18 protein-coding genes and 1 riboswitch are annotated in these 16,781 nt (G+C 69.8%); of the genes, 12 read left to right on the top strand and 6 right to left on the bottom strand.

The annotated features are described in order from the left end of the window. Nucleotides 1–3: 3 nt before the first annotated feature. From AC31A1_RS00395 to AC31A1_RS00385, 3 genes are all read right to left on the bottom strand, one after another. Nucleotides 4–885, bottom strand: coding sequence for an alpha/beta hydrolase (locus tag AC31A1_RS00395; RefSeq protein ID WP_489651215.1), 882 nt, complete (start codon nt 883–885; stop codon nt 4–6). Beyond that, nucleotides 882–2,174 (bottom strand): hypothetical protein, encoded by a 1,293-nt coding sequence (locus tag AC31A1_RS00390; protein WP_489651214.1) that lies wholly within the window; start codon nt 2,172–2,174, stop codon nt 882–884. Before AC31A1_RS00390 ends, AC31A1_RS00395 begins: the two co-directional genes overlap by 4 nt. A gap of 90 nt (nt 2,175–2,264) precedes the next feature. Beyond that, nucleotides 2,265–2,843 (bottom strand): TetR/AcrR family transcriptional regulator, encoded by a 579-nt coding sequence (locus tag AC31A1_RS00385; RefSeq protein ID WP_489651213.1) that lies wholly within the window; start codon nt 2,841–2,843, stop codon nt 2,265–2,267. 528 nt (nt 2,844–3,371) lie between these two features. Here AC31A1_RS00385 and AC31A1_RS00380 point away from each other — a divergent pair. The 5 genes from AC31A1_RS00380 to AC31A1_RS00360 all read left to right on the top strand — a co-directional run bounded on the left by AC31A1_RS00380 (nt 3,372) and on the right by AC31A1_RS00360 (nt 5,741). Further along, on the top strand, nt 3,372–3,605 hold the full coding sequence (locus tag AC31A1_RS00380) for a BAR domain-containing protein (RefSeq protein ID WP_200677416.1): 234 nt from the start codon (nt 3,372–3,374) through the stop codon (nt 3,603–3,605). 43 nt (nt 3,606–3,648) lie between these two features. Continuing rightward, nucleotides 3,649–4,095, top strand: coding sequence for a DUF6879 family protein (locus AC31A1_RS00375; protein ID WP_489651237.1), 447 nt, complete (start codon nt 3,649–3,651; stop codon nt 4,093–4,095). Between the two features lie 17 nt (nt 4,096–4,112). Further along, nucleotides 4,113–4,961 (top strand): helix-turn-helix domain-containing protein, encoded by an 849-nt coding sequence (locus AC31A1_RS00370; protein ID WP_489651212.1) that lies wholly within the window; start codon nt 4,113–4,115, stop codon nt 4,959–4,961. Between the two features lie 145 nt (nt 4,962–5,106). Further along, on the top strand, nt 5,107–5,529 hold the full coding sequence (locus AC31A1_RS00365; RefSeq protein ID WP_489651211.1) for an ATP-binding protein: 423 nt from the start codon (nt 5,107–5,109) through the stop codon (nt 5,527–5,529). 17 nt (nt 5,530–5,546) lie between these two features. Further along, nucleotides 5,547–5,741: a hypothetical protein gene (locus AC31A1_RS00360; RefSeq protein ID WP_489651210.1), complete on the top strand. Its 195-nt coding sequence runs from the start codon at nt 5,547–5,549 to the stop codon at nt 5,739–5,741. A 113-nt stretch (nt 5,742–5,854) separates the two neighbouring features. Here AC31A1_RS00360 and AC31A1_RS00355 read toward each other — a convergent pair whose 3' ends face one another. The 3 genes from AC31A1_RS00355 to AC31A1_RS00345 all read right to left on the bottom strand — a co-directional run bounded on the left by AC31A1_RS00355 (nt 5,855) and on the right by AC31A1_RS00345 (nt 7,916). Next, complete coding sequence (locus AC31A1_RS00355; protein ID WP_489651209.1) at nt 5,855–6,100, bottom strand: hypothetical protein; 246 nt, start codon at nt 6,098–6,100, stop codon at nt 5,855–5,857. A 325-nt stretch (nt 6,101–6,425) separates the two neighbouring features. Beyond that, nucleotides 6,426–6,866, bottom strand: a complete 441-nt coding sequence (locus AC31A1_RS00350) for a MerR family transcriptional regulator (protein WP_489651208.1) — start codon at nt 6,864–6,866, stop codon at nt 6,426–6,428. Between the two features lie 30 nt (nt 6,867–6,896). Beyond that, on the bottom strand, nt 6,897–7,916 hold the full coding sequence (locus tag AC31A1_RS00345; RefSeq protein ID WP_489651207.1) for an MDR family NADP-dependent oxidoreductase: 1,020 nt from the start codon (nt 7,914–7,916) through the stop codon (nt 6,897–6,899). A gap of 173 nt (nt 7,917–8,089) precedes the next feature. Beyond that, nucleotides 8,090–8,203, top strand: a riboswitch (SAM riboswitch). A gap of 19 nt (nt 8,204–8,222) precedes the next feature. Between AC31A1_RS00345 and AC31A1_RS00340 the strand changes: the two genes are divergently transcribed. The 7 genes from AC31A1_RS00340 to AC31A1_RS00310 all read left to right on the top strand — a co-directional run bounded on the left by AC31A1_RS00340 (nt 8,223) and on the right by AC31A1_RS00310 (nt 16,781). Then, nucleotides 8,223–8,363 (top strand): putative leader peptide, encoded by a 141-nt coding sequence (locus AC31A1_RS00340; protein WP_489651206.1) that lies wholly within the window; start codon nt 8,223–8,225, stop codon nt 8,361–8,363. Nucleotides 8,364–8,595: 232 nt separating this feature from the next. Continuing rightward, a complete protein-coding gene (locus AC31A1_RS00335) occupies nt 8,596–10,215 on the top strand; it encodes an ABC transporter substrate-binding protein (protein ID WP_489651205.1) in 1,620 nt (539 codons plus the stop codon). Nucleotides 10,216–10,218: 3 nt separating this feature from the next. Next, entirely contained in the window at nt 10,219–11,178 is a 960-nt protein-coding gene (locus tag AC31A1_RS00330) for an ABC transporter permease (protein WP_489651204.1), read from the top strand. Next, nucleotides 11,175–12,101, top strand: coding sequence for an ABC transporter permease (locus AC31A1_RS00325; protein WP_489651203.1), 927 nt, complete (start codon nt 11,175–11,177; stop codon nt 12,099–12,101). Before AC31A1_RS00330 ends, AC31A1_RS00325 begins: the two co-directional genes overlap by 4 nt. Beyond that, on the top strand, nt 12,083–13,822 hold the full coding sequence (locus AC31A1_RS00320) for a dipeptide ABC transporter ATP-binding protein (protein ID WP_489651202.1): 1,740 nt from the start codon (nt 12,083–12,085) through the stop codon (nt 13,820–13,822). Before AC31A1_RS00325 ends, AC31A1_RS00320 begins: the two co-directional genes overlap by 19 nt. Beyond that, the gene (locus tag AC31A1_RS00315; RefSeq protein ID WP_489651201.1) at nt 13,819–14,832 is read left to right on the top strand and encodes an LLM class flavin-dependent oxidoreductase; all 1,014 of its coding nucleotides are present in this window, start codon (nt 13,819–13,821) and stop codon (nt 14,830–14,832) included. Before AC31A1_RS00320 ends, AC31A1_RS00315 begins: the two co-directional genes overlap by 4 nt. Next, on the top strand, nt 14,829–16,781 hold the full coding sequence (locus AC31A1_RS00310) for an alpha/beta hydrolase domain-containing protein (protein WP_489651200.1): 1,953 nt from the start codon (nt 14,829–14,831) through the stop codon (nt 16,779–16,781). Before AC31A1_RS00315 ends, AC31A1_RS00310 begins: the two co-directional genes overlap by 4 nt.

The following is a 16,781-nucleotide window of genomic DNA, read 5'->3' as shown; positions in this document are numbered from 1 at the left end:
ACGCTACAGACGCCCGGCCAGGAACGGCAGCACCACCTCGGCCACCTCCTCCGGCACCTCTTCGGCCAGGTCGTGGCCGGCGCTGAAGACATGACCGGTGACGTCGTGGGCGAAGAGCCGCATCTGAGTCTCGTTCCGGTCGCCGATGAACGCGTCGCCGCCGAGCGCCAGGACCGGGATGTCCAGCCTCTTCCGTGCTGCCTGCCGGTTCTGTTCGGCGTCGACGAGCATCGCGCGGTAGATCGCCAGCATCGCGCGGATACCACCGGGCATCGAGTAGCAGCGCACGTATTCGTCGACGGCTTCGGGGGCGGCCGTGTCGGGGTGGCTGCGTTCGAACTTCAGCATGTAGGTGATGAGTTCACGTTCGTGCCCGGCGATCAGCATCTCGGGTACGTCAGGCTGGAAGTAGAACCCCAGATGCCACAGATGCATGCCGCCGGAGACGTTCTCCGGTGTGAGCGCCGTGTGGTCCTCGAAGCCGAATCCCGGGAACAACGCCTCGGCGAACACCAGGGCGTTGACGTGATCGCGGTGCCGGGCGGCGAGCTGGTAGCCGATCACCGCTCCCCAGTCCTCCCCCATCACGCCGTAGGACTCGTGCCCGAGGTGGCTCATCAGCGCGGCGATGTCGTCGCTCATCGTCGCGGAGTCGTATCCGTCCGCGGGACGGGCGGAGTCGCCGAGGCCGCGGAGGTCGGGCGCGACGACCGTGTACCGGGCCGTCAGCCTGGGGACGAGGTGCCGCCAGTGATAGCTCGTCTTGGGTACGCCGTGCAGGAGTACCACTGCCGGGCCGGACCCGGCGGTGCGGTAGTGCAGGCTCGTTCCGTTGACGGTGGCACGCCCTGTACGGACCGGGTCTCCGTGATGGTCGAACATCAATTCCTCGCGGTCTCGGGGTCGGGCAGGTCGACGACGATGAGGCCCGGTCGGTCGCTGTCGGCGGCTGCCGGAGGGGCGTGTCGGCCGGCGGTTCGCAGGGCGACGTTCTCCGGGTAGAGGCGACCGAGCAGTGCCAGCGCCACCAGGCCGTCCTGAGCGGTGGCGTCCACGGTGACCTCGCCGGCCTCCGTCCACACCAGCCCGGGTGCGCGCAACACGTCCCACAGGTCGGCGGTCCGGGCTTCGCCGGCCGGTGCGGCCTCTGGGGCAGGGGCTTGTCGGGCGAAGCGGTGACCGCGCAGGGCCTGGCCGAGGTCGACGCGGGCGACGGTGCCGTCGTGGGTCACTTCGATGTGAGCGGTGCGTGTCCCGTCGACTGCCGGCCCGGTGACGATACGGCCCGTAGCCGGCCGTGATGTTCCGGTGGCGGGCGGGAGTTGATCGACGAGCGTGCGGGGTGCGGCGTAGTAGTCCGCCACTTCGGCGACGTACGTGGTCGTGTCACCAGCCGCAGGACCGGAAGCGGGGCGCCAGGTCAGCAGGTACCGGGGGGCGGTGAGGGGCGATCCGTCGACGACCGCGGGCAGGACGGTGCCGCCGCCGTGGTCGAACCCGTAGCCATCCGGACCCGAGGTGCCGGTGACGACGTGCCGGGCGAAGTCCACGATGCCGGTGTGCCGGATCCGGCGGACCAGGAGTTCGGTGAGGAAGGCGTCGCGGGCCGGCTCGGTGTGCCGTAGCCCGGTCGGGGTGACCAGGAGCGGGACGTCCCGCCAGTTGGTGAAGGGCAGCAGGGCGTCGCGCAACAGGACCATCTGATGCAGCCACTCGTTGTAGAGCTGCATCGCGACGGGCCCGCCGCGACGGCCCATGAGCAGGTCGGCCGCGGGGTGGGTGAGCACGTGGCCGTAGCAGTGGCTGCGCACGACCAGGGGGCCGGCGGGCAACGGCATCCGGTGGGTGAGCAGGCGGCACAGCGCTTCGGCCGCCCATGCGGCGATCTCCCGGCCCACCGCCTCGGCCTGCGCCGCCAGTTCGCGGATCGCCGGGGCGGGGTCCGCGCCGAGGGGCAGCGGCAGGGAGGTCTCGCGGGTGCCGAGGCCGAGTGTCGCGTGGATCTGGGCCTCCAGCACCTCGCTGTCGACGCTCTCCAGGGCGTCGACGACCCCTTGTAGCAACGGCTCGGTACCGGCGAGGAATTGACGGGCCGTCATGGTGCCGGCCTCGGGGAAGGTGTTCCATCGGGCGCCGCCGAGGGCGGGCGTGGTCGGGGTCTGTGAGGGAGGCATGGAATCTCCGGCCTGGTCGAGGACAATGGCTTTTCTGGATCGTTCGTTACGGATTGCGGGCATGCGGAAAGCAGCCGCGAGCACGCGGAATCAGTCGAGGACCGACAGGGCAACCTCCACGAGGGGTTCGAGGGCACGGACGTCCTGCGTGAGCTTGGCGGAGACGAGCAGCCCGTTGAGGAAGGTGACGAGGAAGGCGGCCAGGGCCTGCGGGTCACGCCCTGTCGAGATCTCGCCCCGTTCCACCGCCGCGCTCAGCACCTGCACGAGCGCCTCCCGGCCGGCCTCCTGCATGTCGCGGACCGTGCGCCGGGTCGCCGGGTCCTCCGGCAGGCGCTCGCAGACGGCGTTGACCGCCAGGCAGCCCCGGCCGCCGTGCTCGACCGCGATGCGGACCCGCTCCACGAGCATCCCGCGGATCGCGGAGCGGGCGTCCGCTCCCTCGTCGAGGCTCCGCAGGGCGTCCGCAGCGAGCGTGGTGCGGTAGTGCTCCAGCGCGGCCCGGTACAGGCCGTCCTTGTCGCCGAACGCCGCGTACAGGGACCCCTGGCCGATGCCGAGGTGGCCGGTCAGGTCGCGTACCGAGGTGGCCTCGTAGCCGCGCGTCCAGAAGAGGTCCATCGCGCGGCTCACCGCTGCCTCGGTGTCGAATTCCCGGGTCCTTGCCATGAGCCGACACTAACCTATCCGGATCGATCGCTCAAGAAAGCGTCGCGAACCGGGGTTCTGCTCCGCTCACGGTTCAGGACCGTACGGTCGAGGCGTCGCGGGCGGGCAGTTCGAGGCCGAGGTTCTCGCGCAGCGTGAGGACGCGTTCTGCTCCGCTCACGGTTCACGACCGGACGGTCGAGGCGTCGCGGGCGGGCAGTTCGCGGCCGAGGTTCTCGCGCAGCGTGAGGACGGTGTAGTCGGCGGCCTGCGGCCACCTAGCCCCCGGGCAAGGCGAGTTGGGACCAGCTCTTCACGTCCCGAAGGCGTAGCCTCAGGACGTCTTCTCGTTCCTCTGGCGGACACCTGTATGGCTGTCACTGAGCCCCCGATCTCCCTCATGGAGATCGGGGGCTCTTTCGTGCGTTCAGCTTCCGGGCTCACCGGAGGTCCTCATCCCGTGCAAGTTTGCGCAAGGCGGTGTGCTGGACGGGTGACTTGGAGCAAGCTCGTAGAGACAGTTCGCACACGAACTCCGTGGAGGGGATCATGACGCTGCACAAGCTGGGCAAGGACCCGGACAGCCCAGAGGGCAAGTCCCCCACCGTCTATTACGACGACGCGACAGACAACTACCTGTTGCAGGGATGGAAGGTGCTGGACGACGACCGCCTCGGACAGATGGACATCCCCGAGCATGAGACCGTGATCGAATTCCCGAAGCGCATGATGCAGTTCTTCCCGGAGGTCAACGGCAGTGGCGGAACCGGCACCGACTCTTGAGGATCGTCTCCGCGCCTGCACCCGCACCGCCGTGCACCTGGAGATGCGGGACGGGTACATGCGATCCGATCCCCGCTTCGTGGCCTGGCAGGCCGGAGTCCGGGACGACTTGGCCGTGGCCGGTTCGTGGCTGACCCTGATCTCGGACGTCACCTCGCGAGGCGTTCTCGTACGACGGGCACGCATCGTGTCAGAGCCCGTGAGCGACTACGTCAGGTTTGAGCACCACCTAACCGGTGCCAACGTCGCTGCGGGCGAGGAGGTCCGCTGGCTGCCCCGGCGGAGGGCATCGGATCTGGCGTTGCCGGGGAACGACTTCTGGCTCTTCGACGACGAAGTTGCCGTCTTCCACCACTTCGACGGGGACGGAGAACTGGCCCCCGACGACGAGGAAGTACGTACGGACGGCGCGGCCGTGAAGCTGTGTGCAGAAGCGTTCGCCGCTGTGTGGGCGCGCGCAATCGCCCACGGCGATTACAAGGTCGCCTGAGGGCGAGCACAAGGACAGTGGCGTCCCCGTCCTCCAGCATCCAGGAAGCACGTCGTGCGCTTGGCCAGCGTCTCCGTGAGATCCGGAAGGACTCGGGGCTCACCGGCAGAGAGCTGGCCAAGCGCGCCGGCTGGCACGAGTCGAAGACCTCGCGCCTGGAGCACGGCAGAACGCCTCCCTCCGATGGGGACATCCGCGCGTGGACGCTGATCTGCGGGGCGACCGATCAGGCGCCGGACCTCATCTCCACCGCGCGGGGCATCGACGGGCAGTACGTCGAATGGCGCCGCATGGAACAGGCCGGGCTCAAGCGCGCGCAGGAGTCGGTGCGTCCCCTGTTCGATCGCACGCGCCGCTTTCGTACCTACCAGTCGTGGGTGATTCCCGGCCTGCTCCAGACAAGCGCCTACACACGTGCGGTGCTCAGCACAGTCAGCGAACTCCGGGACGTGCCGGACGACATCGACGAGGCCGTGGCGGTGCGGATGGACCGTCAGCGGATCCTTCATTCAGGCAACCACCGCTTCGCCATGCTGATCGAGGAGTGGGTACTCCGTACGGTCATCGGTGACGCGGAGACCACGGCTGGGCAACTGGGGCACCTCATTGCCGTCGCCTCACTGCCGTCGGTAAGTCTGGGGATCATCCCGCTGGGTCTGCCTCGCGGCGTCGGGTGGCCTGTCGAGTCCTTCACCATGTACGACGAAGCACAGGTGAATGTGGAGCTTGTGTCGGCCCATCTGACCGTGACGCAGCCACGGGAGATCGAGGAGTACGCACGGGCCTTCAGCGAACTGGCCGCAATCGCGGTGTGCGGCGCTCCCGCGAGGTCCCTCATCACCGCTGCCATCAACGCGCTCGGGTGAATCCGTGCAAGTCCGCGCAAGCTCGTTGAGCCGTTCACTGACGCCTCCCTACGGTCAACAGGCATCGCCATGCGTTGGCGCGCAAGCACTAACAGCGACAGCGCGGAGGTGACGCCCAGCTCGACCTACACCGACCGAGGTCCTGATGCCTGTGAGCAGCGTCGTACGCCCTATGGGGCACCCCGGATACTCCGAGACCCTCCCTGCCCTGGAGGAGAGCGCCGATGCAGCCCGCAACCTCGTCAGGATCGCGCTGGCCACCTGGCATCTCGATGAGCTGACGGACTCCGGGATCCTCCTGGTCACCGAGCTGGTGGCCAACGCGGTCAAGCACACGAACACGCGGAGCATCCGAGTCATCGTCTCCAGACCGAGTGAGCGCTTCGTACGGATCGGCGTGACCGACAAGGCCCGCGTGATGCCAGAAATGACCAAGCCCGGTGACGACCTCCTCACCAGCGGCCGGGGGCTCCTCCTGATCGACGCCCTGGCCGACCGCTGGGGGACGGACATGTACCGCTGGGGCAAGCAGGTCTGGGCCGAGCTGCACTGTGAGCCGGTCGCATGACCGAGGAGAGGCCTCGGGTGGGAATCGGTGATCAGGTGTGGGACGACGACGCGGGCAGAGAGGGCATCGTCACCGACATGCAGGGCGGGACGTACGTCATCGGCCCCGTCTACATGTGGGCGGCCACCTGGACGGCCGCCAGTGACGAGAAGCTGAAGGTCGTCCTCTCCCGCGAGGAAAGCCTCAAGCGGAAGCGGGAGCAGGGTTGGTGACCCACTCCCTGGAGACCCTCATGGGGTAGAGGCCGACTGATCCAGACGGCTCCCCCTACCCGTGAGGAGAAAGGCCCCGGTCGCCTCGCAGCGGCCGGGGCCTCTTCGCCGTCTCAGCCCTCCTCGTCCCGCGTGAAGAGGACCTCAGGCTCCCCAATCCAGCGGTACGACCAGTCCAGCTCGGCCGTGATCTTCTTGATGCTTCCCTCGGGGAGCTGCCCTGTGGCCGCCGCCAGGGCCGCTTCGACGGCTACCCTGTAGGCCGCCCTGACCTGAGCCTCACCCACCGTGGAGTTGGCGGTCTGGAGGTCAAAGTCGAGCGTGATCGTCAAGTGCTTCGGCACGGGATCCTGCGCCATGGTCCCTCCCCTTGATGACGTACAGGATCGTCAGTATCGGTTCGGCACGCGATCAACGCCATCGAACGGCCAGAAACCCCCAAGTAGATGTCCTCTAAGAAAAGTGTGGTGCGGACCGGGAGCAGAGCCGCGATGCGGACCGGCCTGAAGGGCGATGTCCTCAGCGTGACTCCCCTGGGTCCTGGCGTCGGCACCGGACGGTGCCGCGGCGTGCGGCGCGCAGGCGCTCGTCTCGTGTCCGGCGCCTGTCGGGGTAAACGCCCGGTCCCCCGACGCCGCACGGCGCTGCAAGCCCTCCGTGTGCGGACCTTCGGCGCCGACGGTGTCAGGAACCGGCGGGGGCATCGCTCATGGGGACGTCGAGGCCGATGAGTTCGCCGACCAGGACGCCGAACCGTAGGTCGAGCCCGTCGGCGAGGCGGTCGCGCACCTCCGTCAACCCGCGGATACGGGCGTCGAGTTCGGCCAGCCGCCGGATGGCCACCTGCGGGACGACGCATGTGTCCGCGTAGGGCCCCGTGCGTACCTGTGCCGCCTTCGGGCGGTCGGGCAGCGCGTCGAGGATGTCGATCAGGCGACGCACATCACCGATGGTGAGGCCGGAGTCCAACAGCTCGCGGACGGCGTGGAGTCGGCGTACGTCCTCCTCGCCGTACTCCCGCTGTCCCGACGCCGTACGCCGTGCCGTGACCAGGCCACGCTGTTCGTAGTAGCGCAGGGTGCGGGTGGTGACGCCCAGGGCTGCCGCCGCGTCGCCGATGCGCATTCCGTCCTCCAGGAGTCGGGTGGCCGGCGACTACAACTCCACGACCACCGTGCCGATGTGGTGTCCTTCGAGCAGTTCGATCAGGGCGCGGGGTGCCTGGTCGATTCCGGACAGGCGAGTGTGCGGGACGGTGACCGAGCCCTCTCGCAGCCAACGGCCGAACGTCTCCGGGTATTCCGCCAGCGCGTCCCGGTGGCGCGCGCCGCTGATGCCACGGAGCTGGATCCCCCGCACGATCAGGGAGTAGGTGTCGATCTCGACGGGCGCCGTGGCCTGGCCCGACACCTGTGCGGAGAGCGCTCCGATCAGCCCCACCCGCGCACCGGGGCGGGCCAGGGCCAGCGCTGCCTGCAACTGCTCCCCGCCGACGTTGTCCACGACCGCGTCGATGCCGTCCGGGGCGGCTTTGCGCAGCTGTTCCTCGATCGGTTCGGCTCCCCGCAGCACGACCGCGTCGTAACCCAGTGTCTCGACCAGATAGTCGGCCTTGGGCTGTGAGCTGGTGCTGCCGATGACCCGCCCGGCCCCGCGCAGCCGGGCGAACTGCCCGGCCAGGGTGCCGAGTCCGCCCGCCGCGCCGGAGACGAACACCGTGTCTCCGTCGCGTACTTCGGCTCCCCGGACGACGCCGATCCAGGCGGCCGGCCCCTGCGAGAGGTACGCCACCGGGTCCGGCAGAACCGTCAGGTCGACGAGTTGTACCGCGTCGGCCTCCACCACGGCGTACTCGCGGAACCCCGCCCGGTGCGACACCAGATCACCGGGGCGCAGGCCCCCTCCCCCGGGAGCCGTCACCACCTCGCCGACGGCCGGAGCCGACAACGGCCCGCCGACCTGGAACGACGGCATCGGCAGCCCGGCCTGTTCGCCCATCAGGGTGCGCAGTGACGCCGCGACGCTCATCAGGCGGTTGCGGACCAGCACTTGTCCGGGTCCGGGTTCCGGGACGGGGACCTCCGCCACGGTGAAGTGGGCGGTTTCCAGGGCGCCTTGGGGACGGGAGGCGAGACGGACCTCGCGATGCGTGGCAGGGATGTTCGACGGTGACATCTGCGGGCTCCTGACGGGTTGCCGGAGCGCCGCACGGTTTGTACGGCGCCCACCGACGTTAAAAGGTGACGCGCACGTCAAGGTCAAGCCGGAGCGGAGCGTCCGGACGATGCCGCCTGCCTGCCGGCACCTGCCATTGACGTAGGACGAAGTCGCTCCGTACGATCACGACCGGCATCGAGTGTCAGCGTCAAGCCCTGGCTTGCTGACCGGCAACCCTCCGACGCGGTGGGGTGCTCCAGGTGAAAGCCCGGCAGGATCACCGAGGATCTCTGCAAGCGCGAGGCCCTGTGGCCGGGGCCGGAAATGTGGAGGACCGTCGTGCGACACAGCAGTGAACCGCGTGTCTCCATCGTTTCCCTGACTGCCGCGACAGTGTTCTCCCGGTTCTCGCGCCGACGCCACATCGACCTGCAGCGCTTCACCAGCTGTCTGTGTCCCGCCTGACCGCCTTGACCACGTCCGTCTGACGTCCGTCGCGGCCCGTAGGCGTTCTCCCGCAGCCTCTCGCGGACCTGCTCGTGTTCACGGACATGTTCCGCAACCGCCGCGTCCCTTCCCCTGACCCCCGAACTGCACTGCCCGTCATCGGCGTTGCGCCGACCGGAGCGGCACGCCCGCGCGCAGCCGTGATCCGCCGGGCACCACCTGCGTAGTGACACGAGTAGGAGCACCCTCCGTGAGAGCACATCCGCACATCCGACCCACTCGATGGGCGGCGCTGGCCGCCCTCCTGACCACCAGCGTCCTGTTGACCGCATGCGGGTCCGGTGACAGCGGCTCGGACGGCGGCAGCGGCCCGGCCAAGTCCGGTGGCACCCTGACCTTCGCGGTGGGCTCCGACGCCGGCTGCGTGGATCCGCAGCAGGTGGCCAGCAACGACACCATCTACTCGGTACGTCAGGTCGTGGACTCCCTCACCGACCAGGACCCCGCGACCGGCAAGATCGTGCCCTGGCTGGCCAAGAGCTGGGACATCAGCGCCGACGCGACGACGTTCACCTTCCACCTGCGATCAGGTGTCACGTTCAGCGACGGGTCCAAGCTGACCGCCCAGGTGGTCAAGGACAACTTCGACGCGGTGCCGAACCTCGGCGCGCTGGGCACCCTCACCGAGGGCTATCTGAGCGGCGTCAAGAGCACCACTGTGGTGGACCCGCTCACCGTCAAGGTGACCTTCCAACAGCCCAACGCCCAGTTCCTGCAGGCGACTTCGACGCACTCACTGGGCATCGAGTCCTCGGCCAGCGCGAAGAAGACCCCGCAGCAGAAGTGCAGCCAGGGAGTGGTCGGCTCCGGGCCCTTCGTGCTCAAGCAGTACGTGCAGAACCAGTCGATCACGCTCACCAGGCGCACCGGGTACGCCTGGGGTTCCTCGCTGTGGCACAAGCGCGGCGAGGCCTACCTGGACAAGGTGGTCTTCAAGATCGTGCCCGAGGCGGGGGTACGGACCGGCAGCCTCCAGTCCGGGCAGGTGGACGCGATCAGCAGCGTCGGCAAGGCCAACGAGGCAGCCCTCAAGGGCGGCCAGGTCACCCTTCAGCGACGGGCCAACCCCGGCGTGGTGTTCGGCCTGGCACTCAACAACTCACGGCCGGCCCTGAAGGACGCGCGGGTGCGCCAGGCCATCGGGTTCGCCATCGACCGGGGGCAGATCGCCGACACCGTGTTCCCGACCGGGACCCAGCCCGCGACCAGCGTCCTCGCGCACACCACACCCGATTACACGAACCTCTCCTCGGACCTGACGACCGACGCGGCCAAGGCGAAGTCCCTTCTGGACGCGGCCGGCTGGAAGACCGGAAGCGACGGCATCCGTACCAAGGACGGCAAGAAGCTGAGCCTGACCGTCGACTGGATCCCCAACTCGGCCACCAACCAGCCCGCGCTGGAGCTCGTCCAGCAGCAACTCAAGGCCGTCGGCGTCGGCCTGACGCTCAAGCAGCTCCAGGTCACTCAGCTCGCCCCGACACTCCAGTCGGGTGACTTCGACGCGGCGTGGAGCAACGTGACCCGGGCCGACCCGGACATCCTGCGCAGCTCCTTCTCCACCAAGCTGGCGAACTTCTACCGCCTCCCTGCGGGCTCGCTGGACACCCCGCTGTCCCAGCAGGCGGCCACCACGGACGCCACGAAGCGCAAGCAACTGGTCGAGCAGGCCCAGCAGTTGCTCGTGCAGAACGCCTACTACGTACCGGTGGTGGAACTCCAGACCCAGATCGGCGTGGCGAAGAAGGTGCACGGCCTGAACTTCGACGCCTCCAGCCGGATCCAGCTCCACGACACCTGGATCGGCTGACGCATGCGCCGCTACGCGATCAAGCGGCTCGCCCAGGCCGTCGGGGTGCTGTGGGCGGCCTACACCGTGTCCTTCCTGGTCCTCGACTTCCTGCCCGGCGATCCGGTCACGGCCATGGCCGGTGCCGGAATGGATTCCGGGCAGGTCGACCCGGCCCAACTCGCCGCGCTGCGGCACGAGTACGGCTTCGACAAGCCGATCCTGGTGCAGTACGCCGACTACCTCGGCAAGGCGGTCCGCGGAGACTTCGGCGACGCGGTCTCCACCGGCCGGCCGGTGACCTCGACACTGGCCGACGCGCTGCCCCAGACACTCCAGTTGACCGGTGCCGCGCTGCTCCTCGCGGTGGTCGTCGGCGGCGGTCTGGCGGTGCTGGCGACGTACACCTCGCTGCGGTGGCTGCGCCAACTGCTGCTGTCCTTGCCGCCCTTGGGGGTGTCGGTACCGACGTTCTGGACCGGTCTGCTGCTCGTCGAGATGTTCTCCTTCCGGTTGCACTGGTTCCCGGCCTTCGGCAACGACGGGCTGCGGGGGCTGGTCCTGCCGGCCGTGACACTGGCGATTCCGACCGGTGCGCAGGTCGCCCAAGTGCTGGCCAAGAGCCTCCTCACGGCACTGGACCAGGCCTATGTGGAGACCGCGCGCGCCAAGGGCGCCGGCCGATGGCGGGTGCATCTGCGGCACGCGCTGCGCAATGCGTCGCTGCCCGCGCTCACGGTCGTGGGCCTGCTGGTCGGGCAGTTGATCGCCGGTTCGGTGGTCGTCGAGACCGTGTTCTCGCGCGACGGCCTCGGCCGGGTGACGGCCGCCGCGGTCACGGCCCAGGACATCCCGCTCGTCCAGGGGGTGGTCGTGTTCGGGGCGCTGATCTTCGTGGTGACGAACCTGGTCGTCGACCTCGTCTATCCGCTGCTGGACCCGCGGATCGTGGTGGCTTCGGGCCGGAAGGCGGGACTCGCATGAGCCAGGAACTGATCGCCGACGCCACCGGCGCCGCGCTCGGCCTCCCGGCGAGGCCGGTCGAGCCGGGAGGCGGTCCCGGACCGGGGCGCCGTGTCGACCTGCGGCGCGTCGGAAGGTTCCTGGTGCGCCGCCCGGGCCTGCTGCTGTCGGTCCTGATCGTCGTCCTGGTGGTGCTGGCCTCCTTCTGGCCGGACCTGTTCACCTCGAAGGACCCGCTGCAGGGGGTGCCGTCGGAGAACTTCCGCGGCCCCAGCGGCGCGCACTGGTTCGGCACCGATGAACTGGGACGCGATGTGTTCTCCCGTGTGGTCCACGGCGCGCAGCTCTCCCTGAAGGCAACACTGATCGCGGTCGCGGTCGCCTTCGTGGTGGGCAGTCTGATCGGTCTGATCGCCGGGTTCGTCGGACGCTGGGCCGACGACGTGCTGATGCGCTTCGTCGACGTACTGCTGTCGATCCCGGCATTGTTCCTGTCCCTCGCACTGGTCACCGCGCTGGGCTACGGCACCGTGAAGGTGGCGGTCGCGGTCGGGACCGCCAGCGTCGCGAGCTTCGCGCGGGTGACCCGGGCGGAGGTGCTGCGGGTACGGCAGGCGGTCTTCGTCGAGGCATCGCGCTCGTGCGGATCCCGCTGGTACTCGGTCCTGGGCCGCCATGTCCTGCCCAACGCGGCGGGCCCGGTGATCGTCCTGGCCACCCTCGACTTCGGCTCCTCGATCCTCGCCGTGTCGGCCCTGAGCTTCCTCGGCTACGGCGCCCCGCCGCCGGCTCCGGAGTGGGGCACGCTGATCTCCGACGGCCGCAACTACCTCGCCAACGCCTGGTGGTTGACCGCGCTGCCCGGACTGGCCATCGCCGCGACGGTGCTGGCCACCAACCGCATCGCACGGGCGCTGGACGGCGAATGGTCCAGGCAGCGATGAGCGGCGAACCGACGAACACACCAGGAACGGATGGGGACTTGAGCACGACACCGAGCACCGAACCGGCCCACCCCGAGCAAGGGGCCGCGCTGGAGATACGCGGCCTGTCGGTGTCGTACCGCACCCGTGGCGGCATCGTGCGGGCGGTGCGGGACGTCGACCTCGATGTGCGGCCGGGCGAAGTGACCGCGGTGGTGGGCGAGTCCGGGTCCGGCAAGAGCACCACGGCTCATGCCATCACCCGGCTCCTGGCGCCGAACGCCGCCATCGACGGCGGCACGATCCGCTTCGGCCGGCACGACCTCATCGCGCTGTCCGAGGCGGAGCTGCGCACCGTGCGCGGCGCACAGATCGGCCTGGTCCCGCAGGACCCTTCGGTGTCGCTCAACCCCGTCAAGCGCATCGGCGAGCAGGTCGCCGAGGTCCTGCGCATCCACGGTCTCGCGACCCGCCGCTCCGCGCCGTCGGAGGCGATCGGCATCCTGGACCGGGCGGGCCTGCCCGACGCGGCCACCCGAGCCCGGCAGTACCCGCACGAACTCTCCGGCGGAATGCGGCAACGCGCCCTGATCGCCATCGCCATCGCGGCGAACCCGAAGCTGATCATCGCGGACGAGCCGACCAGCGCCCTCGACGTCACCGTGCAACGCGTCATCCTCGACCATCTGCAGGGCCTCACCGAGGAGTCGGGCACGGCGATCCTGTTGGTGACCCACGATCTCGGAGTCGCCTCCGACCGGGCACAGCGCCTGGTCGTGATGTCGCAGGGGCGGGTCGTGGAGGCCGGTCCGACCCGTGACGTCCTCGCCGATCCCCAACACGCGTACACCCGAGAGCTGTTGGCGAGCGCGCCGAGCCTGGCCACCGCCCGCGCGAGTTTCCCGGCCACAGCGCCCGCGGCCACCGGGGGGACCCCACTGGTCGAACTCCGCAACGCGGTCAAGGAGTTCAGACTCCCCCGCGCGGACGGCGGGTCCCGCACCCTGCGCGCGGTGGACGACGTCAGCCTCACCCTGCACCGCGGCCGGACCCTGGCCCTGGTCGGCGAGTCCGGTTCGGGGAAGTCCACCACGGCCCGGCTGGTACTCCGCCTGACCGACGCGACCGACGGAGACATCCTGTTCGACGGCACCGACGTCACGACCGCCCGGGGCGCGCGGGCCCGCCAACTGCGCCGCCGGGCCCAGCTCGTCTACCAGAACCCGTACGCCTCGCTCGACCCCCGCTTCTCCATCCGCGAGGTGATCACCGAACCGCTGCGCGCGTTCAAGGTCGGCGACCGCGCCTCCCGACTCGATCGCGCCCGCGACCTGCTCGACCGGGTCGCGCTGCCCGCCGCGACGCTGGAGCGCCGTCCGGCGGAGCTGTCCGGCGGTCAGCGCCAGCGCGTGGCGATCGCCCGCGCTCTCGCGCTCTCGCCGGACCTGGTCGTCTGCGACGAGCCGGTGTCCGCGCTCGACGTCTCCGTCCAGGCCCAGGTCCTGGACCTGCTGGCCGAGTTGCAGGCCGACACAGGCGTGGCGTACCTGTTCATCTCGCACGACCTGGCCGTCGTACGCCAGATCGCGCATCAGGTGGCCGTCATGCGGTCGGGCCGCATCGTCGAGACGGGCGCCCCCGAGGAACTCTTCACACACCCCCGCCACGACTACACCCGCGAGCTGCTCGCGGCGATCCCCGGCGGCCGGGACGACCACGACCTGAGGACGCGGACCGCATGACCATCACCTCCCTGGCCTTCCTCACCCCGGGCAACTTCTCCGACGACGACCCTTACACCGGCCTGGAGGAGACCCTCCAACTCTTCGAGTGCGGCGAGCGGTCGGGCTACGACGGCGCCTGGATCCGGCAACGCCACCTCGAACACGGCGTCGGTTCGGCCGCGGTGTTCCTCGCCGCGGCCGGACAGCGCACCGAGCGCGTCGAGTTGGGCACCGCGGTCATCCCGATCGGCTACGAGAGCCCGTTCCGCCTGGCCGAGGACCTGGCGCTGGCCGACGTGCTCTCCCGCGGCCGGCTCCAGATCGGCTTCTCCACCGGCATGCCGCACGCCGAACTCCTGGGCGACCTGGTGTACGACGGCGACTGGCGCGCCTTCGACCTGTCCTACGGCCGGGTCGCCCGCGTCGTCGACAACCTGCGCGGCGACTACCTCGGCGGCCCGGACACGGTGATCCAGTCACCGGGCAACACCCAGCGGCCACGTCTGCAACCGCACAACCCCGGTCTGGTGGACCGCATGTGGTACGGCGGCGGGAGCCTGCGTTCGGCCCGCTGGGCCGGTGAGAACGGCCTCAACCTGCTGTCCGGCAACATCGTCACCGGTGAGGACACCGACGACTTCACCACGGCCCAGTCCAACCTCCTCGCCGCATACCGGCGGATCCAGTCGACCGCCCGCGTCGCGGTGGGCCGTGTGATCGTGCCCTTCGACAGCGCGCACCGGGCCACCCGCACCCGCTACCGGGAGTACGCCGCGAGCCGCCATGCCCGCACCCTGGCCCCCCAGGGCCCGAGACGGACCCTTTTCGCTCCGGACGTGGTCGGCACGGCGGAGCAGATCCTGGAGCAACTGGCGGCGGACCCGGTGGTGTCGGCGGTGTCGGAACTGCGTCTTGAGCTGCCGTACGAGTTCAGGCGGGAGGAGTACGAGCAGATCCTGCACGACGTACGCCATCTGGTCGCACCCGAACTGGGCTGGCGTCCCGCACAGGTGGAGGCCGCGCGGTGAGCCCGGTACGGCTGGAGGTGCGTGCCCGGGTGCCGTTGGCGGACGGTCATCGCTTCGCCGAGGGCGGGGCGTACGAAGTACTCACCGCCACGGCTCACTACACCGTGGACCCCGAGGCACCCGCCCACCGCTCGATCGCCGACGTGGACCTCGCACCGCGCGACAGCGACGGCGCGGTCCGGTTCAGCGGGGACGTCGAGATCCTGCGGCCGGTCGACGGCGGACGCCGACGGCTGTTCTTCGACTGGGGCAACCGGGGCAACAAACGGGCCGTCCAGTACTTCTGCGACGCCCCGCACACGAACCGTCCCCGGACGCTCGCCGACGTCGGCAACGGCTATCTGCTGCGTCGCGGCTACACGATCGTCTTCGGTGCCTGGCAAGGTGATCTGCTGCCCGGTGACGGACGGCTGCTGCTCGACCTGCCCGTGGCGACACGGGGCTCGGAACCCGTACGGGGCCTGACCGCGGCCGAGTTCATCGTGGACGAGCCCGTCCGGTCGCTGCCGCTCTCCCGCTGGGCGAACACCAGATCCTCCCCCGTCAGCGCGCGCGGAGTGCACACCGCACGGCTCACCCGGCGACGGTACCCGCACAGCGAGCCGGAGGAACTGCCCCGCGAGACCTGGCAGTTCGCCCGCCTCCAGGGCGGCGGGAGCGATCTGAGAGGGAGCTCCGTCGCCGTCGTCCCGAGCCGGCACGACCTCCTCCTCGACGACGGGTTCCGGCCCGGCTGGATCTACGAACTCACCTACGAGGCCGAGGAACCACTCGTCCTCGGCCTGGGCCTCGCCGCGGTCCGCGATCTGGTCGGCCATCTCCGCCACGACCCGGCACAGCCGGTCGGCGCGATCGACTACGCCTACGGCTGGGGCCGCTCACAGACCGGTCGGGCCATCCGTGACTTCATCCACCTGGGTTTCAACGAGGACACCGAAGGACGGCCGGTGTTCGACGGTCTGCTGCCGCATGTCTCCGGCGCCGGCCGGCTGGTCGCCGAGCGGTTCACCAACCTGACGGTGCCGGGCGGCCAGCAGTACGAGGACCACCTCAGCGCGGCCGACGCCTTTCCGTTCGCCTATGCCGAGACCGTGGACCATCTCACCGGCAGGCGTGACGCGATCATGAAACGCGCGAGCGACCCCAAGGTGCTGCACACACAGACCTCGACGGAGTACTGGCAGCGCCGGGGCTCCCTGACGCACACCACGACGGACGGCCGGGACCTGGGATTCCCGCCGAACGTGCGCGGCTACCTCTGGTCGTCCAGCCAGCACGTGGCCGATCCGACGGCCGGGGCGCCCACGAAGGGGATCTGCAACCACCTGGGGAACGTGGTCGCCACCTCCGCGCTGTTCCGTGCCGTCCTGGACACGCTGGACGCGTGGGTGAGCGAGGGCGTGGAGCCGCCTCCGAGCGCGGTGCCCACCGTCGCCGACGGCACTCTGGTGACGATGGAGGAGTGGTCCCGGCAGTTCCCATCGGTGCCCTCGGCGCTACGGCCGTACCGGCCCAACGAGCTGTACGCGGTGGACCGTTCGACCGTCCCGCCGGTCGCCGACCGCTCGCGCCGCTACACGGTGCTGGTCCCGGCCGTGGATGCCGACGGCAACGAGATCGCGGGTGTACGGGCGCCGATGGTGTCCGTTCCGCTCGGTAGCCACACCGGCTGGAACACCCGTGCCCCCGGCCAAGGACACGGCGCTCTGCACGAGTTCAGCGGCTCCACGTTCCCGTTCGCCGCCACCGAGGACGAGCGCCTGATCACCGGCGATCCGCGCCCCAGCGTGGCGAAACGCTACGGCGACGCGGCCGGCTACATAGCCCGGATCAGAGCCGCTGCCGAGGAACTCGCGGCACGGCGGCTGCTGCTCGACGAGGACGTGGAACGCGCGGTGCGCGCGGCCACGGACTGGTCGGCGCCCCGCCACCACGTCGAGTTGCCCTGA

The organism is Streptomyces sp. P5F9 (assembly GCF_057961495.1).
Note: the sequence above shows the minus strand (reverse complement) of the source record. Positions and strands in the feature narration are given on the sequence as shown.